The organism is Oceanobacillus picturae (genome assembly GCF_000612865.1).
GTDB classification, from domain to species: Bacteria; Bacillota; Bacilli; order Bacillales; family Amphibacillaceae; genus Oceanobacillus_B; species Oceanobacillus_B jordanicus.
Window position 1 is genome coordinate 412,590 of sequence record NZ_CCAX010000002.1, and the last position, 23,633, is coordinate 436,222.

18 protein-coding genes, 2 pseudogenes and 1 riboswitch are annotated in these 23,633 nt (G+C 37.6%); of the genes and pseudogenes, 13 read left to right on the forward strand and 7 right to left on the reverse strand.

From position 1 onward, the window contains the following. Positions 1-9: 9 nt before the first annotated feature. The 4 genes from BN988_RS13145 to BN988_RS13155 all read right to left on the reverse strand — a co-directional run bounded on the left by BN988_RS13145 (position 10) and on the right by BN988_RS13155 (position 5,736). Positions 10-1,134, reverse strand: a complete 1,125-nt coding sequence (locus BN988_RS13145; RefSeq protein WP_036577239.1) for a hypothetical protein — start codon at positions 1,132-1,134, stop codon at positions 10-12. 314 nt (positions 1,135-1,448) lie between these two features. Beyond that, positions 1,449-1,682, reverse strand: a complete 234-nt coding sequence (locus BN988_RS19225; RefSeq protein WP_231495236.1) for a hypothetical protein — start codon at positions 1,680-1,682, stop codon at positions 1,449-1,451. Positions 1,683-1,862: 180 nt separating this feature from the next. Continuing rightward, positions 1,863-2,276, reverse strand: a complete 414-nt coding sequence (locus BN988_RS19230; RefSeq protein WP_231495237.1) for a DNA cytosine methyltransferase — start codon at positions 2,274-2,276, stop codon at positions 1,863-1,865. A gap of 172 nt (positions 2,277-2,448) precedes the next feature. Next, a complete protein-coding gene (locus BN988_RS13155; RefSeq protein ID WP_036577240.1) occupies positions 2,449-5,736 on the reverse strand; it encodes an nSTAND3 domain-containing NTPase in 3,288 nt (1,095 codons plus the stop codon). A gap of 1,028 nt (positions 5,737-6,764) precedes the next feature. On the opposite strand from BN988_RS13155, the pseudogene BN988_RS19445 reads away from it, so the two are divergent. The 7 genes and pseudogenes from BN988_RS19445 to BN988_RS13190 form a co-directional block, all read left to right on the forward strand. Then, positions 6,765-7,097, forward strand: a pseudogene (locus BN988_RS19445) (methyl-accepting chemotaxis protein); the annotation flags it as partial. A 14-nt stretch (positions 7,098-7,111) separates the two neighbouring features. Then, positions 7,112-7,939: a methyl-accepting chemotaxis protein gene (locus tag BN988_RS19325; protein WP_051557937.1), complete on the forward strand. Its 828-nt coding sequence runs from the start codon at positions 7,112-7,114 to the stop codon at positions 7,937-7,939. Positions 7,940-8,259: 320 nt separating this feature from the next. Further along, complete coding sequence (locus BN988_RS13170; protein ID WP_036577242.1) at positions 8,260-9,261, forward strand: ZinT family metal-binding protein; 1,002 nt, start codon at positions 8,260-8,262, stop codon at positions 9,259-9,261. 135 nt (positions 9,262-9,396) lie between these two features. Further along, positions 9,397-10,989 (forward strand): metal ABC transporter solute-binding protein, Zn/Mn family, encoded by a 1,593-nt coding sequence (locus tag BN988_RS13175; protein WP_036577243.1) that lies wholly within the window; start codon positions 9,397-9,399, stop codon positions 10,987-10,989. 158 nt (positions 10,990-11,147) lie between these two features. Continuing rightward, positions 11,148-11,804: pseudogene (locus tag BN988_RS13180) on the forward strand (metal ABC transporter ATP-binding protein); the annotation flags it as partial. Further along, the gene (locus tag BN988_RS13185) at positions 11,750-12,595 is read left to right on the forward strand and encodes a metal ABC transporter permease (RefSeq protein ID WP_036577244.1); all 846 of its coding nucleotides are present in this window, start codon (positions 11,750-11,752) and stop codon (positions 12,593-12,595) included. The pseudogene BN988_RS13180 and the gene BN988_RS13185, both read left to right, overlap by 55 nt. A 197-nt stretch (positions 12,596-12,792) precedes the next feature. After that, a riboswitch (purine riboswitch) is annotated at positions 12,793-12,893 on the forward strand. Between the two features lie 126 nt (positions 12,894-13,019). Then, the gene (locus BN988_RS13190) at positions 13,020-14,354 is read left to right on the forward strand and encodes an NCS2 family permease (RefSeq protein ID WP_036577245.1); all 1,335 of its coding nucleotides are present in this window, start codon (positions 13,020-13,022) and stop codon (positions 14,352-14,354) included. Between the two features lie 70 nt (positions 14,355-14,424). On the opposite strand, the gene BN988_RS13195 is transcribed toward BN988_RS13190, so the two are convergent. From BN988_RS13195 to tnpB, 3 genes are all read right to left on the reverse strand, one after another. Beyond that, on the reverse strand, positions 14,425-15,600 hold the full coding sequence (locus tag BN988_RS13195; protein WP_187120250.1) for an MFS transporter: 1,176 nt from the start codon (positions 15,598-15,600) through the stop codon (positions 14,425-14,427). Positions 15,601-15,783: 183 nt separating this feature from the next. After that, positions 15,784-16,308 carry a peptide-methionine (S)-S-oxide reductase MsrA gene (msrA, locus tag BN988_RS13200; RefSeq protein WP_036577246.1) on the reverse strand — a complete coding sequence of 175 codons (525 nt, stop codon included), beginning with the start codon at positions 16,306-16,308 and terminating at the stop codon, positions 15,784-15,786. Between the two features lie 115 nt (positions 16,309-16,423). Continuing rightward, a complete protein-coding gene (tnpB, locus tag BN988_RS13205; RefSeq protein ID WP_036577247.1) occupies positions 16,424-17,575 on the reverse strand; it encodes an IS200/IS605 family element RNA-guided endonuclease TnpB in 1,152 nt (383 codons plus the stop codon). Between the two features lie 213 nt (positions 17,576-17,788). Here tnpB and BN988_RS13210 point away from each other — a divergent pair, with 213 nt between their 5' ends. From BN988_RS13210 to BN988_RS13235, 6 genes are all read left to right on the forward strand, one after another. Beyond that, positions 17,789-18,382, forward strand: coding sequence for an MOSC domain-containing protein (locus tag BN988_RS13210; protein ID WP_051557939.1), 594 nt, complete (start codon positions 17,789-17,791; stop codon positions 18,380-18,382). 60 nt (positions 18,383-18,442) lie between these two features. Next, complete coding sequence (locus tag BN988_RS13215) at positions 18,443-19,810, forward strand: sigma-54 interaction domain-containing protein (protein WP_036577248.1); 1,368 nt, start codon at positions 18,443-18,445, stop codon at positions 19,808-19,810. 212 nt (positions 19,811-20,022) lie between these two features. Then, on the forward strand, positions 20,023-20,718 hold the full coding sequence (locus BN988_RS13220) for a CoA transferase subunit A (RefSeq protein WP_036577249.1): 696 nt from the start codon (positions 20,023-20,025) through the stop codon (positions 20,716-20,718). Between the two features lie 27 nt (positions 20,719-20,745). Continuing rightward, entirely contained in the window at positions 20,746-21,420 is a 675-nt protein-coding gene (locus tag BN988_RS13225) for a 3-oxoacid CoA-transferase subunit B (RefSeq protein WP_036577250.1), read from the forward strand. Between the two features lie 21 nt (positions 21,421-21,441). Beyond that, positions 21,442-22,218: a 3-hydroxybutyrate dehydrogenase gene (locus BN988_RS13230; RefSeq protein ID WP_036577251.1), complete on the forward strand. Its 777-nt coding sequence runs from the start codon at positions 21,442-21,444 to the stop codon at positions 22,216-22,218. A gap of 107 nt (positions 22,219-22,325) precedes the next feature. Then, on the forward strand, positions 22,326-23,609 hold the full coding sequence (locus tag BN988_RS13235) for a GntP family permease (protein WP_036577252.1): 1,284 nt from the start codon (positions 22,326-22,328) through the stop codon (positions 23,607-23,609). Positions 23,610-23,633: the final 24 nt, after the last annotated feature.

Consider the following 23,633-nt stretch of genomic DNA (forward strand, 5'->3'; position numbering starts at 1 on the left):
ACCGAACGACTAAATTAAACTAGTTATTTCATCTAATACTTCAATCAATTTTTCCATATCATTTTCTATAATACTGAATATATCATTAAAATTTTGCTGAGTTTGAAATTCTACCATACTAATAAAAAAATCATTTGTCATCTCCATCTGAGCATTATCTTCGGAAAACCTATAGTGATATATATTACTTCTTAAATTATTATCCAGAAAAATACGGTGGGAATCCATAAGCATATTATCTATGATTTCTTTAGTTATATTATTAAACGGAAACTTATTTTTTTTGATAAGAAATTCTATTGTTTTTACAGATTGATAATATACTATCATTTCTATTCTAAACCTTAAAGAGTGATCCCTTTCTATAATTCGAGGTATTATTTTTAACGAAAAAGATAGTTGGCACTTCAAATTAAAAAGATATAATGTAGAATTCTTATCGTCAGAATTCATAAAAATATTTCTTTTTGCTTCATTTAAAAAAATAAAATCTTTTTCTGAAAAATTACTATCAATAATATTCACCTTACATTTTTCAGAATCAATTTTTGGCAATAAATTTCCCTCTATTTGTGAAGTAAAGGTCTTAATGTAAGAAGATTGAATCTCACTAAAATCTCTAATAATTGGACCTAATCTATTATCAGTAATATCATCATTAGTTATCTTTCTAAACATGTCTTGATAAATTGATAATTGACTTGTATTTGCAAAAGCCACTCCCTTATAATAATAAACACCCAAATCTGGTTGACCGAATATTGAGACATATCCTTTTTGTAATATATTATAATCTTTCGTTAGTGCATTATTAAAACTTAAGAGTTGTTTATCAATTATCTTAATAGCATTTGAAATTTTTTTATCTGTTAATAGTTTAATGCTTGCTCTATTCTGAGACATCAATTTAGTAAAACTTACTTCATCAATTAACCCTAAGCTTTCCGAAAGCTTGGAATTCTCTTCACTAAACAAATTATCAATCCCATCACACAATAGCGATAGAAAAGGCGAGATAGACATTGCAATTAAACTTTGAGATTTTACTGGTAAATTGAGTATTCTATATATCATTTTCTTAGATTCATATAATTCATATAAAAGTTGTCTTCTAGAAATATCTAACAGGTTCATTATAGTAGCCCCCATTCTTTAATACATTGTATCATTATATATTATGTCTTTCGTTTTATATGTTGATATCCATTCCATCTAGCTGCATTTTCATCAGAAATTTTTATGTTAATCCTTCCTCTTAAACCATCTTCAACTGATGCTGCGATAATCTGTTCGCATTTTAGACAACTTGATTTGTCTCCAAATATAAAAAACTGACATCTTTGTCAGGCATTAGCTTGTTTATCTATAAAACTTCTGTAATACCAGCCATAATATATTCAGCACACGGTAGGGCAATAGCACTTCCAATTGCTTTGTATCTAGCATAATCACTTTATCGCTTCGTCTTTGTAGCCAAGGGCTGTCCATCTCTCTGGTAAATACATTAAACGTTCACATTTTAATGGAGTAAGTTGTCGGATATAGCCTTCTTTTTCTTCATCTTCATTCCAGAAAGAAAAGTTATTGACTGATTCCGCTATCAAAATGGAGAAAGAATCGTTGGTTTTTCCAAAGCTTCCTAGGAACCCTTTTTCAATTTTTTCTTTATCCGTACTTCGCATTCTTCTTTCTTGAAAGGGTCGGACGATGGGTATTTTCCCCCTTGCTTTTTGAGTAGATATTCTACTGGTAATAGGGGGAGAGCCTCCTCTTTCCTTAAGACGTAAAAAACGATTGCAGACTTTTAAATAGTATTTCTGTGGCACGTGTTCCTCCAAGATCTGCCACGAGAAAGATACGTCTTATTCTTTGAGGAAGTGTGGGCTTTCCCCAATATCGGGCATCCAGCACGCGCCAGCACATATAAACATCATTCCCTCGGACCATTCCTGCTTTTGCCCAGACTCCAGAAGTAGGCATTGGTATTTCGGTTTTTGTGAACGACTCCAGCACGGCTTTAAAATCCAACCTGTATTTGATGAAAAAGCTCCCACGACGTTTTCCCAAACAGCGATAACTGGATATGTTCCATTCGTTGCACACCTCATTTCGTCAATAATTCGAATTGCATGGTAAAATAAACTGGATTGACTTCCCGTAAGACCTTCTCGTTTCCCTATATTTAATAAATCTTGGCAAGGTGAACCAAAAGTAATGATGTGAACAGGCGGTATTTTTCCGCCGTCTATTTTTGTGATATCTCCGAGATGTAGCATATTAGGGAAATGGTGTTTTGCAGTTAAATTTTTCCATGAAAAAACACTTCAAGTGAAGTGTCTTAATACAGTGATGTCACATTATTAAACTCATTTTTACTTTTTATATTTATAAAACTATTGAAATTAGTCACTAATGACTATGAATCTAAAACTTATTTAACTAATAGTTCTATATCTCAATAGATAATGTTGTATATTTCTTTGGTAAATTATGCTCTGCAGCATTTATAAGGTCCAATAATCGTTGGAGTTCAGAAATTAAGTCTACTCGATCCGAATGATCAATAACTAAGTGAAGTATTTCTTTAAAACCATTTACATTGTCAAATGAGCGATTACCTTTGTAGTTTACTCTAGTCAAACGTTTTTCCGAAAAGTAAATACGGTTAGTTTCAACAACTTTTTCTAAATCTACTTCGTCTGATAGTTCCTTAATAAATTGGGGATAAACTTCTGCAATTGCAGTAAAGAAAACCCCCGCAGATTCCCAATTAATTGGTTCAATTAGTAAGAAAATATCAGCAATTCTTTCTTTATTATGGTCTAATATTGTGCATACTAACTCTTTATTTTTTTCTCCATAATAAGTGATTGCTTCAGCACCAAACAAAATATCACTAGAATTTTCACTAAATAAGCGTACTTCTTTTCCTGATGTAATGAATTCAATAACCGATCTTTCACTAACTGTCACATAAGGAGCATTTAGACGGTTAAATTCAGCTCTATGATTGAATAGTAAATCATCAATTTCTTTTGGTCTGTAATATGATAAGAATTTGAGCAGTAAGAGATCTTCTCGCTGTGTTCCCCATAGCCCTTTAAGCTGTGTTTCTATATGTTCTAAATTTATTTCATTTATGGTAGTTTCAACATTATCAGCATCAACTTTCTCAAGATCTTCCAAAAGTTCCATTAAACTTCTCCATTCTTTAGGTTTACTCTGATTAAATGCTCTTACGATATCATCATAGTTAATTTTACTTGCAAACTGTTGTAACCACTGCTGTTCTATCTCGTTCAGATCTCTTCTTTCAAAAAGAGTTCTGCCAAAGAAAACATAGAAGAAATTGTTATCAATTTGTTCTAAAGTTTTTGACACTGAAACGTGAAAAGCATTTGTTATTTTGTCAAAAATTAGTGGAAGAAACTCTTCTACTAAATTTATATTCCCTACACAAATAGTGGTACAAAGATCAGAAGTAGCCCATATTTCTTCATTATTAGATGATTTAACCATTCTCTTTAAATAAACTATAGGAAGCTTAGAAATAAAATCAATTCGCCACTCTTCATCCATATTTAGAAGAAGTCTATCTATGAAATGGCTCAATGGGAAACAATCGTTAATTGTTAAAGTAGGTACTAGTTCAAAAAAATGGCTTAAATTTAATTCTGAAATGAACTTTTTTTGTGCTAACTTATCGTGATTATACATGTTGTTGAACATACGTCCACTTGCGTATAGAGTAGTAAGATTAACATTTTCAACCATACTAATGAGTTTCTGTCTTTCTTCATTTAATAGATACTTATAACCAAATTCTTTATTATATCTATCAATTTTATCTAATAATAGTAAGGCATCTCTTTTGCCTTCTGGAGTTATTTCATTAAGACAACAGGTAACTAATTTTTTACTGAATTCATTAGAATATAATGGAAAATTTATATCATAATGACTTGGAGAAGTTAAGTCTGAAAACCATAAAATTCCCTGTGGATTAGGTAATGAATTTAGGGAGTCATCTTGAATAAACTTAACTATATACTCTCGTTCTTCTCGATTTCCACTCGTATAGTATAAGCGAACTATTTCACTAGCTAATTGTAGATGGATAGTTCTTACATCTTCCCCATCCCGTATAATACAGTCTTCGGTTTCTAAAAAATGCAATTCACTATCTAAATCAAAGTCAGAATCTATAAAAGAAGTTATAGATCGATATAGCCAGTTATAATCAACAGCTTTATCTAACTGAAGAATTTGTTTAATTGCTATTAATGCCAATATATGATCACTTCTGTTATGTTCCTTAATAATTGAGAACTTTTCTTTTAACCTTTTCCATCCCCCGGAAAGGTTATAATTAAAAAGCCAAGGAGTATCTTCTTTTGCTGCGTTCTCAACTAATCTATCAAATGAAATATCGAAATAATAATTACCAATGGTAATATTGTCATGATATTTATTAAGAATTGGAGTCAATATTTCAGAATGTCTTAAATAATGTTCCTTGATTGCTAAGACTGAGTCAGTTTTTGATATTGTTACACTTTCTCTTGCAAATTTATCTTCTATTCTTGTTCTATTAATAATTATCTTTCGTTTTTCACTAGAAGATGTTATTAACCGTTCAATAAAAGACATTGAAAATTGCTGGGCATCGTCGATAATATAGATTGTTTGATAATTAGTCGGTGGAAAAAGTTTAGATATGTTTTTTTCATCAATAGGATGGATAAGTTGAAATACTTCCCAATTTTTTTTCTGAAAATCATAACCAATTTGATATGCAGTAATTGATTTCCCACAACCTGGTTCGGCTTGAACTAAAGTATAGTTTGTCTGTTCAAGTCTTTTAAGAGCTATATTAATTTGAGGGAGTCTAGCACTAGATTCCACATCAGAAGCCAGTAGTCTGTATCCAAGTAGTGCTCGTTCCATTCCGTTTTGACTTGTGTAATCTACTCTTTTCCAAATATTACTTTTCTCCGTAATTAAATTGTCTACAAGATTTTGAGTTGCCTCACTGGCTTCTAAATCAATCTGATTACCTGGAGAAATTCTGAAAAATAAATGCTGGTTCTCTTGAGGATTAATCAACTCATCAACGATTGTCTGGTCACTTTCAGAATATCCTAAGATTAAATAATTATAAATTTCATCTCCCAATACATCATTAATTTGTTGGTGATTCTTTTGACTTACATGACCTGTTTGATGTGGTAAAATCCACTCTGTAGACAAATCTTTGACGTCTCCATGAGGTTTTATTAAATGTGTAAATTCACCATTTATTTCTGTCCCATATAGTTTAGTCCATGATAATTCGAGTAAGTCATCCCAGTTTAAAGAAATCACTAACTTAATGTAGCCTGAATGAATTAACCTACATATATTTTCATGAACTTCTGAAACTCGTTCATGGTGTTTAGATGTAAGTTGTTTGAATTGCTCTTTAAAGCTTTTAATTGCGGCAGGATATTTAGATATATATTTAAATGTTTCCATAAGCATATCAGTATCATTTCCGATAATATCTCTCGCCCTAAGATCTGTATGTGCACCAAAATCCTCTTTTATTTCAGGATGGTTGTCGACTATCCTCCACATTAGCATTGGGAATTGTGCATATAATGGCATTCCAGCTTTTAACGAGGCACCTGCGCCCATTATTAGAACACCATTATAAACTTTTAATGATGCAATTAAGTCACTCATTTCATTTTTCATTAAGTTTCTCTCCTAATAGCCTGAGCTTAGTATTATTTAAATTATATCAACGGCCTTATTTACAAACAAGAAGAGTAATATTATATTTTGTATGTTAAAAACCATATAAAACAAAGAACACCCCAAGATGAAGTGTCCTTTGTAAGAGATATCAATTTTAGAGATAACTTAGAAAAATGATTGCATATATTGCATCAAAATTTCATTTTTTATTTGACTTTGCTAAATGATAATGTTTTATATTCCTTAAAAAGCCTTTAAAATCAACGATATTGTTCCATACTCCGAACCCTTAAAGTTGAGTGGGAGTAGACTCTTAAAATAGAACGATTAGACTTTTCAACAACAAGACCCCCTTTCTTCACATTAATTGTGAAAAAAGGAGGCCTTTTAAAATAAAAAATCCCTCCTTCATGCGAAGAGACAGTAAACTTACTGCCAAAATTCGACAATTTTCTTCACTTTTCTTTGTCAAAAACCGATATTATATAAGATAAATCATGTAAAAGTAAAAAAGGAGTTTAACTATGAACAGCAGTTTACAGGCAGTCGTTAACATTGCCCCTATTATTAAAGATACCCTCGGCCCAACCGCCGCAATGGGGATCATAGATACTGAAAAATTTGTGTACTTCGAACCATCAACCATGATTAAACTTGATGTAGCAGTGGGAACGCCCGCAATTCCTGATATTGAGCAATATGCTCGTGCTATAAAAGGAGAAAAAATTAGTGATGCCACAATGGATCCGGCGATTTTTGGTGTTCCTGTTGTGACAGATATTCTTCCAATCAAAGAGGATGATGGAGAGATCGTTGGGCTATTATCCATAAGCCGAACTCTAGAGCATCAAGTCCGTCTAGATAAAGAAATAGAAAGCATTAGCCAGGTAATTGACAGTCTTCAAGGAAAAGTCCAAAACGTTGCAGCACAAGCCGAAGAATTATCGGCAACAAGTAATGATATTAATGAACAGGCAACCAAAGCAAATGATAATTCAAAACACATAGGGGAAGTAGTTCAGTTGATTGAACAAATTTCCAATCAGACAAACCTGCTTGGTTTAAATGCCGCAATTGAAGCGGCACGTTCAGGAGAAGCGGGAAAAGGCTTCGGGGTGGTTGCCGATGAAATTCGTAAGCTATCTGACAACACAAAAGGAGCTGTCAAAACGATCGGCAAATCTTTAAGTGAGATCCGCACTAGCATTGAAAATCTTACATTAAGTATTAATGAGGTATCTTCATCTTCAGAAGAGCAGTCTAAAATTATGGTGGAGTTCATGGACGATATTCAAAACCTGGATAATAAAAGCAAAAAAATCGTGAGCTCTATGAAAAAGATTACAAATCAAAATTAAGGAGAATGAAACACATGCATCCAACACTTAAAGCGATGGTAACTACTGCTCCTTTATTAAAGGAAATACTCGGTGAAAATACGATTATTGCAGTAACAGATAAAGAAAATTACATATACTTTTCTCCTTCTAAAAGCTATGACATAGGAGTTAAAGTTGGGGATTTTGCCATGAAAGAAGAAAATCAGGCGCTTATAAAGGCGATAGCTGGAGAAAAAACAAATGAGTATATTCCAAAAGAATATGTTGGTGTTGCTATACAAAGCTCGTCCTCTCCACTAACAGATGAACACGGTGAAATTATCGGAGCATTAATGATTAGCACGACGCTTCAAGAAGAGGAAGAAGTAGGAGATGAATTACTGGAGCTTCGCGGGATCATTAACAGTCTGCAAGGAAAAGTAGAGCATGTAGCTACACAAGCTGACAAGTTGTCCGCAACAAGCGCAGATATTAACAATCAAGCCACTATTGCTACAGCAAATTCAGAAGAAATTAGTAAAGTTGTCCAATTGATTGAAAATATTTCCGCAGAAACAAATCTGTTAGGTTTGAATGCATCTATTGAAGCTGCTCGATCGGGGGAAGCAGGCCTTGGCTTCGGTGTTGTAGCAGATGAGATACGTAAACTTTCAGATGGTACGAAAGAAGCCGTCGGTACAATAGGGAAATCTTTATCCGAAATACAGGACAGCATCAGTAACCTTAAACATAGCATCGAAGAGATTTCAATTTCTACGGATGAGCAGTCCACTGTGATGACCGAATTCACCGAGGATATTAGCAAACTTGATAAACAAAGTGAAGAAATTACGCAGTATGTGAAAGAAATTATGCAATAGTGGTGTTTCTAGGTTAACTGAAGCAAATGACTCAAGTGCTGAAAAACTATTGTTAAAGAAAAAAGAGATTCCAGTTATCAATTAAGAATGATAACTGGAATCTTTTTTAGGTTTTCATGCCGTTTACACAGTTGGCTGTTCCCTGAAATTTTAAAACTGCGTGACTAATATGGAGGTTTAGTTGTTGTTTGAATAGGCACATTATAAAATTCTGATTTTAATAAAATTTAACCCGTTAAGTTCTTGACAGAGTAGTTAAGATAGTGATACTATTCAAAACGTAATCATTACGATTTGAATAAGAGAATGGGAGAGGGAAAATGAAAAGATTACTTACTAGTTTATCAATCTTATTGTTTATTAGTATCTACTTAACAGCATGTCAAGGTACGGAAGATGCGGAAGTTAATGCAACAGAGGAAGAAGAACAAGAAGTACATACAGAGGAGAAACATGACCATGAGCAAGATGAAGAAGAAAATTTGGAAGCGCCAGTAGGTGTTGAAATCGAAGGTGTTGCTGATCATTACCATACAGGAGATACAATTGAGCTAACTGCAGTATTGGAAGAAGCTTCGGACTTGAATCACTGGCACTGGTTCAGTAGAGAAAGCGAAGGTGAATGGGAAGTTATTTCAGGGCAAGAATCGGAGGCTTTCACGGGTGAAGCAACAGTAAATGGTTTAGAAATTAAAGCTGTTCTATACAATGATGACCACGAACCTAGTGTTCAATCCGAACCAGTTGAAGTCGTTATTGATGATCATCATGGACATGATGAAGAAAGTCAACAAATATATAAAGGTTATTTTGAGGATAGTCAAGTAGAAGATCGTGAATTATCTGATTGGGAAGGAGACTGGCAATCGGTTTACCCATATCTTCTGTCTGGAGATTTAGATGAAGTGTTTGAACATAAAGCAGAGGATGGAGATATGACAGAGGAAGAATACAAGGAATACTACACCATTGGATATGAAACCGATACGGAGCGAATCATTATTGAGGATGGCAACGTTACATTTTTCGAAAATGGGGATGAATATTCAGGCGAATACAAGTCAGATGGGTACGAAATTCTTACCTATGAAGCAGGTAATAGAGGTGTTCGATTTATATTTGAATTAGTTGATGGGACAGATGAAATGCCGCAGTACATTCAATTTAGTGACCATGATATATTCCCAGTAGATTCACATCATTTTCATTTATATTGGGGAGATGATCGTGAAGCACTTCTAGAGGAAGTTACGAATTGGCCGACGTATTATCCTTCTGAATTAGACAAGGATGGGATTGTTCGGGAAATGCTAGCACATTAATTATTTAATTGGTGTGATATACCTCAGTAAACCTCTAATGGAAGGTTAGATAACAGCTGAATTTAAAGAAGACAATATTTTTTTAGCTTATAAATCGTAATGATTACGCATAAAGCAATATTAGGAGAATGAGTAATGAAGAGAAATTGGCTAGTTATCATTTTATTTAGTTTAATCTTGAGTGTCACTCTTTTGGGATGTAATCAAAATGAGAATGCAAGTACTACGAATGGCGAGTTATCTGTTGTAACATCATTTTATCCAATGTATGAATTTACGCAACAAGTAGCAGGGGATCGAGCAGATGTATCACTAATGGTTTCTGCGGGAGAAGATGCCCATCATTATGAACCAAGTGCACAAGACGTAGCAGGTGTTAGTAAAGCAGATGTCTTTGTATATAGCAGCGAAGAAATGGAACATTGGGTGGAGAGTTTATTAAACACAGTAGAAAATGATAACCTTGTGATCGCTCGTACAGCTGATGGTGTGGATTTAGTTGATACGGAAAGTTCAGATCATGCTCATGCGGGAGAACAAAATCAAGAATCTAATGGAAATATGACCATTCAAGGTGTTGCAGACCATTATCATACTGGTGACATGATCGAATTAACAGCTGAACTTGATGAGGACGTAGAATATGATCACTGGCACTGGTATAAAAAGGAACATGCAGATGCGGAATGGGAAGCTGTTCCAAACCAGGGAGGATCTGAATTCGAATATGAGGCTTCAGGAGAAAGTTTTAAGCTCCGAGCAGTTCTTTTCGATGATTCCCATAATGAATATGCAGCATCAGAATCAATAGAAATTGTGATAGATGATCATAATGGACATCATCACGAAAATGACGAAGAAGACACACATGATCACGATCAAGCTGATAGTGAAGAATCTAGTCAAGGTAATGAACATGAAAGTGTTCAATCGGTTGAAATTGTTGGATTGGCGGATCACTATCATACAGGAGATGTTGTGACGCTTGAAGCAGAGCTTTCAGAAGATGTGAACTATGATCATTGGCATTGGTATATACGTGAAAATGAAGCTGAGGAATGGGAAGCATTATCTGATCAAGGAACGAGTCACTTTGAGTACAAAACAACAGGAGAAAGTTTTGAAGTAAGAGCAGTACTTTTTGATGACGATCATAATACGTATGCGGAATCGGAGCCATTGTCCATTGTTATTGATGATCATGAGTCTCATGACCCACATATTTGGTTAGACCCAGTATTGGCACAAGAGCAAGTTAATATCATTCGTGATGCATTAATTGAAGCAGACCCAGATGGAAAAGATATTTATGAAAAAAATGCAGAAGCTTTTAATGAAGAGCTGCAAACATTAGATCAAGAATATCAGGATGTGCTTAAGGATGTTGAAAATCGTGCCTTTGTAGTGCAACACCAAGCGTTTGGATACCTTGCACAGCGGTATAATTTAGAGCAAATCGCGATTGGTGGATTATCCACAGAAGTAGAGCCAAGCCCATCGCGAATTAGTGAAATCGCAGACCTAGTGGAGGAACATAATGTTCCAGTAATTTATTATCAACAGGGAGCTAATTCAGCAATTGCCGAAACTGTCGCTACTGAAACAGGGACAGAGACTGCAGCATTATCTGATTTAGAAGTATTGTCGCAAGAATTACAAGATGAGGATTTAGGATACGTGGAGGCCATGCGTCAGAACTTAAAATCTTTACAGTTAAGTATTAAATAACGGAAAAACTAAGATCTTATTGGGGATAAAGTGAAACTTCAGTCAGTGGGGTTCTTCTTCATACTGAAAGGTAAGATTTTTCACTTCAACATAATGCACCATTAAGCGACCTTTCTTTACATATTTTTTATTTATCCCGGAGCAACCGTCCGTAAAACTTATTAGAGAATATTTCATTTGAAGTGGATGCGTCAGATTTTGTGATGTTAACGGGGGAAAATGGCGCAGCAAAAACGACACTACTGCGCAATACTCTAGGTTTACTTAAACCATCAAAAGGAAGTGTCCAGATTTCACCTAAAAACCGTTTTGGGGAAAAACTCGTTATCGGATATGTTTCCCAGCAAGTTGCATCCTTCAATGCTGGATTTCCGAGTACAGTACTGGAACTCGTCCAATCTGGCCGTTATCAAAGAGGTAAATGGTTTAAAAAGCTAGATAAAGATGACAGGGAGCATGTTCGACGCTCCCTTAATTCAGTTGGAATGTGGGAGATGCGTCACAAAAAAATAGGGGAGTTATCTGGTGGCCAAAAGCAAAGGATTTCTCTTGCTCGTGTGTTTGCAACAGACCCTGATTTATTTGTATTGGATGAACCTACCACAGGAATGGATACGAATTCTCGAGAAGAATTTTATAAATTACTTAAGCACAATAGTAGTGAACATGGGAAGGGAATTTTAATGGTTACCCACGACCATCAAGAGATTAGACATTACGCTGACAAGCATATTGAGCTAGTGAGGAAGGAGGACTCACCTTGGAGATGTTTTTCCATGGATTCATGCAAAGAGCTTTCCAAGCCTCATTCTTAATATCATTCATTGCACCTATATTAGGGTTGTTTTTAATTTTACGTAGACAGTCTTTGATGGCAGATACCTTATCACATGTATCCTTAGCAGGTGTGGCACTAGGCTTGTTGATTGGTGTCAACCCGACGTTTACCAATATTTTAGTGGTGTCCGTGATTGCCATAGTGTTAGAATATTTGCGTGTAGTTTATCGCACGTATTCGGAAATCTCTATCGCAATTTTAATGTCGGGCGGGATGGCATTAGCATTAGTACTGATGGGATTAAATGACGGCGGGGCGACGTTAAGTATGAACCAATTTTTATTTGGCTCCATTGTTACCATTAGTGAACAGCAAGTATGGATGTTATTTGTCCTTACGATTATGATTGGGCTCTTATATTTAACTTTTCGCAAACCATTGTATATCTTAACATTTGATGAAGAAACAGCCTTCACAGCCGGTTTACCGATTAAAACGATGTCTGTGTTGTTTAATATCTTAACAGGGATCACGATTGCGGTGACGATGCCTATCGTTGGAGCCTTACTGGTTTCAGCAATTATTGTGCTACCTGCAGCTATCTCGATGCGCTTAAGTAATCGTTTTAATGGGGTAATTTTAATTGGAATAGTACTTGCTTTAATAGGGATGTTTAGTGGTCTAGTCGTTTCTTACAAAGTAGGTACACCGCCAGGAGCTTCTATTACATTAATCCTACTTATCGTTTTTGTTGTAACTACACTTGTGGAAAAAATTTCACTCTACATAAAAATAGAGAGGCTATTTAAAAGAAACGATATTTTATAAGCATTAACTAGTTAGCGTTCTAAAAAATCATGTTTTTTGCCAAATGAGTGGAAGATCTTATAAAAGAGACCATCACACTAGTTGAGCGTAAACTGCAAATATAGATATGTATAGGGCTTGCGAAAGCGAACAATAGACTTTTAATCAAAGTTATTGTTCGCTTTTGGTTGACTTAGAGCAAATGACCTAGTATGATAAGAATGAATTTAATAGAGATGCGTATAATTTCGGGAATAGGGCCCAAAGTTTCTACCGGATCACCGTAAATGATCTGACTACGCAGAAAAGCAATCGTTTGTGGACGGCGGGATAAAACTCGCTTTTCTATACGTTCGTCTTTTCTGCTAGAGGAAACGCGCCTGGTCATGGATCATGCGCGTTTTTCTATTCCTAAATATGATTGATGTAAAGAGGAGGAAGAGGCGTGAAAAAGTATTTTCGCTTTGAAGAATTAGGAACAAATTATAGAACAGAGTTTATGGCTGGATTAACCACTTTCCTAGCTATGGCTTATATCTTATTTGTAAATCCATCGACTTTATCATTAGAAGGAGTCGATCAGTTACCGGATGGGGTAACAAGAATGGATCAAGGTGCTATTTTTGCGGCAACAGCAATTGCGGCTGCCGTTGGTACATTGTTTATGGGGATCATAGCAAGATATCCTATCGCTTTAGCACCAGGAATGGGTTTAAATGCATTCTTCGCGTACACGGTTGTTTTAGGATATGGAATCCCTTGGGAAACAGCTCTTGCAGGGGTTTTAGCTTCAGGACTTATCTTTATTGTATTAACGTTGACAGGAATAAGAGAGAAAATCATTAATGCCATCCCAGCGAACTTAAAAATGGCTGTGGGAGCGGGGATTGGATTATTTATCGCGTTTGTTGGTTTCCAAAATGCCAACATTATTGTCGGCGATGATGCGACCCTGTTAGCGCTTGGAGATCTGACTTCTCCAACCGTGATGCTTGCTGTGTTCGGTGTTATTATTTCCGTGATTTTATTAACTTTAGGATTTAAAGGCGGTATTTTTTATGGAATGGTGATTACTGCCATTGTCGGTATGATCTTTGGATTAATTTCTCCACCACAAGGGCTAGGAGGAGTTGTTGGCGAAGTACCGAGTCTTGCGCCGACTTTTGGACAAGCCTTTTCGCATTTTGGAGAGATTTTTACGATTGAAATGCTTGTAGTTATTCTAACTTTTCTATTCGTTGATTTCTTTGATACGGCGGGTACCCTTGTTGCAGTGGCTACCCAGGCCGGATTGATGAAGGATAATAAGCTACCTCGTGCTGGTAAAGCGTTGTTTGCTGATTCAGCTGCAACAGTTGTCGGTGCTTCACTTGGTACATCAACGACTACATCTTATGTAGAATCTACTGCTGGTGTAGGTGCTGGTGGGCGTTCTGGATTTACTGCTGTAGTAGCGGCTGGATTTTTCCTTTTGGCATTATTCTTTTCACCACTATTAAGTATTGTAACGTCGGAAGTAACCGCACCTGCTTTAATCATTGTTGGTGTATTAATGGCATCTTCCTTAAAGAGTATTGAATGGGATCAGTTTGAAATTGCTGTACCTGCCTTTTTAACTGTCGTCACAATGCCACTGACATACAGCATTGCGACAGGGATTGCGATTGGATTTATCTTCTATCCGATAACCATGCTATTAAAAGGACGTGCTAAAGAGATACACCCTATTATGTATTTACTGTTCGTCATTTTCATCCTGTACTTTATTTTCTTGAATTAGTTACGAAATGGCTGCAAAAGAAAAAATCACATTCGCTATACACGAGCGAATGTGATTTTTTTACGTCTACTTATTGATCACGTTGATGCACATATGCTTCTTTACCGAAAGGAAGTAGGTGATAGAGTGTAATGAGTATGGTTCCCGTGGTAGCAAGGAGACCCATTCCATAGTATAAGGTTTCACCGCCAAGGGAATCGATAATAGATCCCCCCACCAGTGAACCGATAATCCCTGATACCCCAAAGAAAGTGGCAAAAAACACAAGGTGTCCGGTTGATTGTAGTAGTTTTGGAATCAATCTGGAAACATAATTGAATGCTGCTAAATAGAATACCCCAAAGGTTAAACCATGCATGAATTGTAGCCCAATAATATGGATCGGGTTATCAACGGAAGCGTAAATAAACCACCTTACACTGTAAATGGCACCCGCAATAATGATAAACACTAGCGGATGGTATTTACGGAACCAAATGCCCGCTGTTGCAAAGACCAGAGCCTCTGTAAGAACTCCAGTAAACCAGGCAAACCCAACGAGTCCTTCACTTCCGCCAAGCTGCGAAATATAAAGGCCGATATAACTATCATTCGCCCGGTGTGTAATCGTTAGAAACATAATAAGTAACAAGAAAATAACAAAGGACTTGTTTTTAATAATGGCACTAACGTCTCTTAACTGAACCGGTTCGGAATCAACTTTTACATCGGTCAACCCAAAGGACACGACTAAAGCAAGCACTCCGAAGCATAGGAATGGGATGATCATATATTCTATTCCCACTCTTGTAAGTACTTCGCCAATAATCAGAGAAGAAGTAGCAAAACCAACTGAACCCCACCAGCGAATAGCACCGAAAGAAACGCCAAAATGCTCTGCACGACGTTGAGCTAGGCTGTCTCCTAAAGCTCCAATCGGGGTAACAAAGAAATAGAAAATGGCCCCCATAAGAATAATGGCGAGTAAGGTGTTCATCTGGAAAAAGATAACGCTAGTTACAAGCAGCCCCATGATACAAATCTGAATAATCCGTTTGACTGTTTTGTATTTATCACTCATATATCCCCAAAATGGCTGCGCGAAGATAGATGCAAGTGGCCCCACTGCAAGCACCCAACCAATTTCAGTACCGTTTAGCCCTTTATATTTTAAATATAAAGGCAAGTAACTCAGAATAATCGTGTTTGTAGCATGAAAACTAAACAAAAGCATTTTTAAAGGTGTTAAAGAATCGCGACTGAACAAGAAATCCGCTCCTAATCTATAAATATATAAAGTAAAACTTTAATCAGTGGGCGTTTTTGTTCTTCCCCCACTAATTGTTAGTTGCACCGAGATAAAGGCTATTATACTATTCTCACGTGAAGCGCGATAGAGTATTTAGGGAATAAGCTTGTTCTATCTTCGGAATTTGCAAACACCTCTCGATTAATCCCAAGTCTTTTCAATGAATTCATCTCTCCCGGATTTTGCGCGATCTTCCTTATATTCTTGCTCATTCTTTTTATAAAAGTCTTGGTGATATTCCTCTGCAGGGTAGAATGTTGCGGCAGGAAGTATCTCGGTTACGATCGGTTTTTTAAAGCGACCGCTCTGTGCAAGTTCTTCTTTGGATAGTGCTGCTTCTTTTTGCTGCTCTTCATCACTGTAAAAGATGGCAGCACGATAGGAATCTCCACGATCCTGGAACTGTCCACCATCATCGGTGGGATCAATCTGGCGCCAATATAACTCTAGTATTTCGCTATAGGAAATCACTTCAGGATTGTAAGAGATTTCAACTGCTTCATAGTGACCAGTGTCGCCCGCTTTAACTTGTTCATAAGTCGGATTCTCGACATGCCCACCCGTATAACCCGAGATGACTTGCTGCACACCATCCCACTGGTCAAAAGGTTTCACCATACACCAGAAACATCCACCTGCAAAAATAGCTTTCTTGTATTGAGACATTTTACATTCCTCCAGTTCGTCTATGTTATACTCTATTGAATGACCCCCACTTAACGAACGTTTGAAGTGGGGGATTCCTAAGAACACCTTCGTAACCGAAAGTTATGTTATTAGGCTATCCCTGCGTCCCCGCAGTTAGAAGTCGTAACGCTTCGTTTTTAAGATTCAAGCTTGCGTTCTTATCTCGGTCATGATGTGCGCCGCAATAGGGACAAACCCATTGACGCAACCCGAGATTTTTAACGGCTTTATTTTGATAGCCACAATTCGGTGTGGAGCATAGCTGACTGGACGGAAAATTTCTGGCAACGGTTATCACGTGCTTTCCATACCAAGTCGCTTTGTATTCTAGCATCTGTCGAAACTGTGACCAGCTCACTTCGCTAATGGCTTTTGCCAATTTATGATTTTTCAGCATGTTGGACACCTGCAAGTCTTCGATCCCGATAATGTCGTGGTTTTTGACAATAGCAGTAGAAATTTTATGCAGGTAGTCCTTCCGTGCATTGCTGATACGCTCATGGAGACGCGCCACTTTCCGTTTTTGTCTTTGATAGTTCTTGGCGTCTTGTAAGGCTCGTTTTTGCTTTACCGCCAGCTCTTTACGTCGTGATAGAATACGCTGTTCTTTTGCCAATCGGGACGCTAATGTACGAAAATGTTTCAGATTCTTATATACTGTTCCATCCGAAAGAACGGCAAAATCTTTGAGACCAACGTCGATTCCAACAGTAGAACCTGTTTTGGTTAACGGTTGTACCTCCGTTTCAGCTAAAACCGAAACAAAATATTTTCCACTCGGATTGCGCCTTATCGTAGCACTCAAGATACGTCCGTCAATTTCCCGGCTCTTGGCGAATCTGACAAGACCTAATTTGGGCAATTTGAGTTTGTTTCCCACTACTGCTATATTATGATTGGTACACTTTGTTGTATAAAACTGAACAGGATTTTTCTTGGACTTAAAGCGCGGAGCTTTATTTTGTTTTTTAAAAAAGCGCTTATACGAATCAGCCAAGTGTTTAAGCGCTGACTGCACGGCTATGCTATCCACTTCTTGGAGCCACCCCAATTGTTTTTTGAGTTGTGTAAGCTGGGCGGAACAAGCCTTGTATGTCAAGCCATTTCCCGTCTTCGTGTAAGCTTCATTCCATTGATGCAGAAAATGATTGAACACAAAACGGGAGCAACCAATCGTCTTCGTAATGAAGACTTCTTGAAATGCATTTGGATAGATTCGGAACTTATAGGCTTTGTGAATGTACATATTTTTCACAACTTTCTTACAGAAATGTTATACCTATTATATCAGAAAATAACCGTGCGCACATCCGTTCGCATTATAATTAATACAGGAAAACCAGACAATTCATCTCCACCCTAGCTAGGCTTGAGGATGGAGTCTTCTTGTCCAAAACCAATAAATTATTATTTCCTCGTAGAATAAAGATACTATACCATAGATAAAGCGGGTGACATAATGGAGGAACCTTATGTACATAAAATATTTATTAGGGATAAGCACAGGTTTGCGCCACATCCTGAGATAAAGACCTTTGTTGGGAAAACAGGGTTGGACGGAAATAAAGTAACAGATAATCCAGACAAAGCTATTTTTTGCTACCCAATCCAGCATTACACCTATTGGAATGACATATTAGATCCGCCATTCTCCGACTTTGGAGAACTGGGAGAAGATATGGCTGTATTAGAAATGGGAGAGCAATCTGTTTGCATTGGCGATAGCTATGCCGTTGGAGATACGGTGCTTCAAGTATCACAACCTAAGTCGGACACGCGCTTCCTGGATAAAGAAATGGCTATGAAAATGCTGAAAACCGGAAAAACAGGATGGTATTTCCGAGTTTTAAAAGAAGGATATATGCAAGCTGGCTCTGATTTAACATTGTTGGCACGTCCTTATCCGAATTGGACAATTGCTGCTTGTAATGAAGTAATGCATTTATACAAAGATGACCTGCGCTTAACAAATGACCTGGCACATTGTGAATTACTAGCAGATAGCTGGAGAAAGATCCTGTTAAAACGTTTGGGTGGAAGGGCAATTTTATAGTATAAGAAAAACGTTAAAAGACGAGCGAATGCGAGTTTTTCTAATAAGGGGGATGTGTTCATGCTACCTTTTAAGGAAGAATATAAAGATGAGATTTTTGAAACCGTTTTCGAAAATGCGTATCATTGTCTAGTTGTTGTAAATAGTGAGGGGCTGATTACTTATTTAAACAACAGCTACTGTCATTTTCTTGACGTAACGAAGGAAGAAGCTATTGGTGCACATGTTACAGAGATCATCGAAAATACAAGAATGCACATTGTTGCGAGGAGTGGTGAGGAAGAAATAGCTGACCTGCAATATATTCGGGGAAACCATATGATAGCGAATAGAATTCCAGTACGCTCGGAAGGAAAAGTGGTCGGGGCAGTTGGTACCGTGCTTTACCGTGATACAGAAGAATGGCTAAACATGAATAGTCATATAAAGGATCTTTTACTGGAACTAGAACATTATCGCAAACAAGTACGGGATCAATATGGTAATACATACTCCCTTCATGACATAGTCGGGAGCTCTCCAAAGCTGAATGCAATTAAGACTAAAATAAAAAAAGTAGCGCCAGGCGATGTTTCTATCCTGCTTACAGGAGAGAGCGGCACAGGGAAGGAACTGTTTGCGCATAGTATTCATCATTTAAGCGAACGCAATAAGAAAGCCTTAATTAAGGTGAACTGTGCGGCAATTCCTGAGAATTTATTGGAGTCGGAGCTTTTTGGTTATGAGGAAGGGGCATTTACGGATGCGAGAAAGGGAGGCAAATTAGGAAAATTCCAATTGGCAGATGGAGGTACATTATTTTTGGATGAGATTGGGGATATGCCTTTAGGAGCACAGGTGAAAATTCTCCGTGCCCTACAAGAAGGAGAGGTAGAAGCAATTGGAGCAACGAAACCGAAAAAGGTTGATGTACGAATTATCGCTGCTACAAACCAATCTTTGGAAAAAATGATAGAAGAGAATCGATTTCGCGAAGATTTATTCTATCGTTTAAATGTCATCCAACTACAAATCCCCTCGCTCAGGGAAAGAAAAGAAGATATAAGAATTTTATCTAAGTTTATTTTAGATAAAGTGACTAAACGTTCGGGTAAGCGGGTGATGGATTTTTCCTTTGAAGTTTGGGAGTGTTTTATGCACTATCAGTGGCCAGGAAATATAAGGGAACTTGAGAATGTGATTGAATCAGCTGTTCATTTAACGAGCAAGGAAACGATTGGAACGGATGATTTACCTGCTCATTTGCTGAGTGAAGCTCCACATAACCATCCAACCGATGATTTGAAGGTAATTCTTGAAAAAACAGAAAAACAAGCAATCCAAAATGCTTTAAAGAAATGTAATGGAGATAAGATACAAGCAGCAAAGATGCTTAACGTAGGAAAGTCTAGCTTTTACGAAAAGATAAAAAAATATGGGCTTAATTAAATTCCATAATATCGGAATCCTTTCCGGTAACGTGGAATTTTTATTTTTGTTTATTTATGTAAAGAATTTCATAATGTGAGCAATAACTTTTTTCCATGAATCTGGAACAGTGCTTTAAGTTGAAAAGGAAAAAGACCATAACGGCGGGCTTTTTATCGTTAATAAAAGTTGGCACGCTTTTTGCTTATATAGGATGAAGGGAGTGTCATGACATGAAAAAGGTGTATAAATCTTTTCGAGAGGCAGTAACGGAGATTAAAGATGGCTCCACGATAATGGTTGGCGGATTTGGACTTGTTGGAATCCCAGAAAACCTGATACTAGCATTAGTAGAATCCAAAGTAAAGCACCTGACTATTATCTCAAATAATTGTGGTGTGGACGATTGGGGGCTTGGTTTATTACTTAAAAATAACCAGATTAACAAAATGATCGGTTCCTATGTTGGGGAAAACAAAGAATTCGAGCGACAGGTTTTATCAGGGGAACTAGAAGTCGAACTCATTCCTCAGGGAACATTAGCGGAGAGGATTCGTGCAGTTGGTGCAGGGATACCAGCGTTCTACACCCCTGCTGGCGTTGGCACACCAATTGCTGAAGGCCAAGAAGTTCGCAGCTTTGAGGGACGTGATTACATGCTTCAAACAGCACTGAAAGCAGACTTCAGTCTTGTCCGAGCAGCATTTGGAGATAGAAGTGGAAACCTAATCTATAACAAAACCGCACGTAATTTTAATCCTATGATGGCTGCGGCAGGAAAAAGGACGACCGCAGAGGTGGAACAATTCGTTGAGGCGGAATTCCTCGATCCGGAGCAAGTGCATACTCCTGGAATTTATGTTGACGGATTAATTGAAGGAAAGCAGGAAAAGAGAATAGAACGCTTAACCGTTAAACAAGAAGCATAATGACTTATATCTGGGAGGTAGTAAAGGATGTTAAAACAAATCGATAAGGGTTTGGTTAGAGAGACAATTGCGAAAAGAGCTGAACAAGAAATTGTAAGCGGTTACTACGTAAACCTTGGAATTGGGATGCCTACTATAGTTGCTAATTTCATTCAACAGGATAAGGAGGTAGTTCTTCAATCAGAAAATGGGTTATTGGGAATAGGGGTGTCTCCTTTGAAGGAAGAGGTTGATCCCGAGTTAATTAACGCTGGGAAGGAAACAGTAACTGCTTCTTCGGGTGCTTCCTTTTTTAATAGTGCCGAATCATTCGCCATGATTCGTGGAGGGCATTTGGACCTTGCAATTCTTGGCGGGATGGAAGTATCCGAAAATGGAGATCTAGCCAATTGGATGATCCCTGGCAAGATGATCAAGGGGATGGGTGGCGCGATGGATATCGTGCATGGTGCAAGAAAAATCGTGGTTGTGATGGAGCATGTGAACAGAGAAGGCGCATCCAAAATAGTAAAACAATGTCAACTACCATTGACAGGGAAAAGGGTGGTAAGCCGCATTATAACAGAGCGTGCCGTCATTGATGTGGAAAAGGATGGCCTTGTGTTGATGGAGGTTGCGAAAGGGTGGACTGTAGAAGAAGTTATTGAATCAACGAATGTAACCTTACGTATTTCAGATGAACTGAAAGTGGCCACATATTAAACAGTAGGGAGGAATTAAAAAATGGTAGAAAACAAAGTGGTGTATATAACCGGGGCAGCAAGTGGAATTGGGTATGAGATTGGCGTGGAGTTCGCAAAGCATGGAGCAAAAGTAGCCTTCACAGATGTGAATGAAGAAAAGATAAACGAGGTTACCGATGAATTAAAAAGTCAGGGATATGATTGCATTGGGCTGAAATGTGATGTAACAAAAGAAGAGGAATTGCAAAGCACCATCGACAAAACTGTGGAGCAATATGGCAGATTGGATATTCTCATTAACAATGCGGGGTTACAGCATGTTGCGGCATTGGAGGAATTTTCAACAGAGAAGTTTGAGTTTATTACCAAAGTGATGCTTGTTGGACCTTTTATGGCAACAAAGCACGTATTTCCTATCATGAAAAAGCAAAAGTCAGGGCGAATTATAAATATGGCTTCCATTAATGGCCTTATTGGCTTCTCAGGTAAAGCTGCATACAACAGTGCAAAACATGGTGTTATTGGGCTAACCAAAGTAGCCGCTTTAGAAGGTGCAGCAGATGGAATAACAGTAAATGCCATGTGTCCGGGATATGTAGACACACCACTTGTCCGTGGGCAATTTAAAGATTTAGCGAAGAACCGGAATGTACCATTAGAAAAAGTCCTGGAAGAAGTTTTATATCCATTGGTTCCTCAAAAACGGTTGTTGGAAGTTAAGGAAATCTCCGACTATGCTATGTTTTTGGCAAGTGATAAGGCAAAAGGAATAACAGGGCAAGCGGTCGTCCTCGACGGTGGCTACACAGCTCAATAATGATAGGTGGATAGAGGCTTTGGGGTAGCCTTTTTATGTAATGATTAAGGGCAGTCTATTTGTAATTTTAAGTCTTAAAAATTAGAAACGGGTGGAGGAGAAGTTTTATGTTAGGAATTATACTGGGACTTATTGTTTTAATGGCTTTAGCATATCTTGGCTGGTCTATTATTTGGGTAGCGCCAATTGCAGCAGGGGTAGTAGCGTTAACTGGTGGTCTCGATCTATTAGACGCATATAAGGATACGTATATGGGAGGTTTTGTTGACTTTGCGAAGGCTTGGTTTCCGGTTTTCATGTTAGGTGCAATATTTGGTAAGCTTATGGAAAACACAGGTATGGCAAAGTCAGTGGCAGTAGCGTTGACAAAAATTATCGGAACCAAGCGGGCAATCCTCGGAGTATTGGTATCTGCTGCAGTTTTAACATATGGTGGCGTTAGTTTATTTGTTGTAGTATTTGCGGTTTTTCCACTTGCTTTAACGTTATTTCGGGAGGCTAACATTAGTAGGAGGCTAATCCCGGCTACCGTAGCGCTTGGTGCCTTCACATTCACCATGACAGCCGTCCCTGGAACTCCGCAAATTCAAAATTTGATCCCAATGGATTATTTTAAGACCGATCCAATGGCTGCACCAATAATGGGGATTATTGGCACAATTGTGATGGCTGGAGGCGGGTACTTTTATCTAAGTTGGAGAGAAAAGAAACTAACCAATAACGGGGAGATCTTTACGGAACCTAAAGATAAAAACATGACAGATGAAGAAGGGAACACACCAAACTTTTTCCTTTCTCTACTACCACTTATATCCGTGCTCGTCACCTTAAATGTATTTAAATGGGACATTGTATTAGCTCTTCTGACAGGTATTGTACTAATTATGCTGCTTAATCTCCACAAATTTAAAAGTTTTGTTAAAGCAATTAATGGTGGAGCGGTGGGCTCTGTTACTGCGATTATAAACACAAGCGCGGCTGTCGGCTTTGGAACTGTGGTAAAGGTTGTCCCAGGGTTTGATAAGCTCACGGAAATGCTGATGGGAATAAAGGGGAATCCATTAATTTCTGAGGCGGTAGCAGTTAATATCCTCGCAGGTGCTACTGGTTCAGCATCTGGAGGAATGGGAATAGCACTCGAGGCATTGGGTTCAAAATACTATGATATTGCCATGAATAGCGCCATCTCACCCGAGGCATTCCACAGAATTGCATCCCTGTCCTCAGGTGGTTTAGATGCACTACCTCATAACGGTGCCGTCTTAACGCTTTTAACGATAACAGGTTTATCACATAAAGATAGCTATAAAGATATCTTTGTTGTCGCTGTATTGATACCAGTAATCTCTGTTGCAGTTGCTATTGTATTTGCTTCAATAGGAATTTTTTAGAAAAAAGGGAAGTGTACATTTTTG

Excerpts from the sequence above, each read along its gene's own strand:
- BN988_RS19325 (WP_051557937.1), top strand. The coding sequence starts at position 7,112 with ATGCATCCAACACTTAAAGCGATGGTAACTACTGCTCCTTTATTAAAG.
- BN988_RS13175 (WP_036577243.1), top strand. The coding sequence starts at position 9,397 with ATGAAGAGAAATTGGCTAGTTATCATTTTATTTAGTTTAATCTTGAGT.
- BN988_RS13235 (WP_036577252.1), top strand. The coding sequence starts at position 22,326 with ATGTTAGGAATTATACTGGGACTTATTGTTTTAATGGCTTTAGCATAT.
- BN988_RS13155 (WP_036577240.1), bottom strand. The coding sequence starts at position 5,736 with ATGAAAAATGAAATGAGTGACTTAATTGCATCATTAAAAGTTTATAAT.
- BN988_RS13220 (WP_036577249.1), top strand. The coding sequence starts at position 20,023 with ATGAAAAAGGTGTATAAATCTTTTCGAGAGGCAGTAACGGAGATTAAA.
- tnpB (WP_036577247.1), bottom strand. The coding sequence starts at position 17,575 with ATGTACATTCACAAAGCCTATAAGTTCCGAATCTATCCAAATGCATTT.
- BN988_RS13210 (WP_051557939.1), top strand. The coding sequence starts at position 17,789 with ATGGAGGAACCTTATGTACATAAAATATTTATTAGGGATAAGCACAGG.
- msrA (WP_036577246.1), bottom strand. The coding sequence starts at position 16,308 with ATGTCTCAATACAAGAAAGCTATTTTTGCAGGTGGATGTTTCTGGTGT.
- BN988_RS13225 (WP_036577250.1), top strand. The coding sequence starts at position 20,746 with ATGTTAAAACAAATCGATAAGGGTTTGGTTAGAGAGACAATTGCGAAA.
- BN988_RS13145 (WP_036577239.1), bottom strand. The coding sequence starts at position 1,134 with ATGAACCTGTTAGATATTTCTAGAAGACAACTTTTATATGAATTATAT.
- BN988_RS13170 (WP_036577242.1), top strand. The coding sequence starts at position 8,260 with ATGAAAAGATTACTTACTAGTTTATCAATCTTATTGTTTATTAGTATC.
- BN988_RS13215 (WP_036577248.1), top strand. The coding sequence starts at position 18,443 with ATGCTACCTTTTAAGGAAGAATATAAAGATGAGATTTTTGAAACCGTT.
- BN988_RS19225 (WP_231495236.1), bottom strand. The coding sequence starts at position 1,682 with ATGCGAAGTACGGATAAAGAAAAAATTGAAAAAGGGTTCCTAGGAAGC.
- BN988_RS13230 (WP_036577251.1), top strand. The coding sequence starts at position 21,442 with ATGGTAGAAAACAAAGTGGTGTATATAACCGGGGCAGCAAGTGGAATT.
- BN988_RS19230 (WP_231495237.1), bottom strand. The coding sequence starts at position 2,276 with ATGCTACATCTCGGAGATATCACAAAAATAGACGGCGGAAAAATACCG.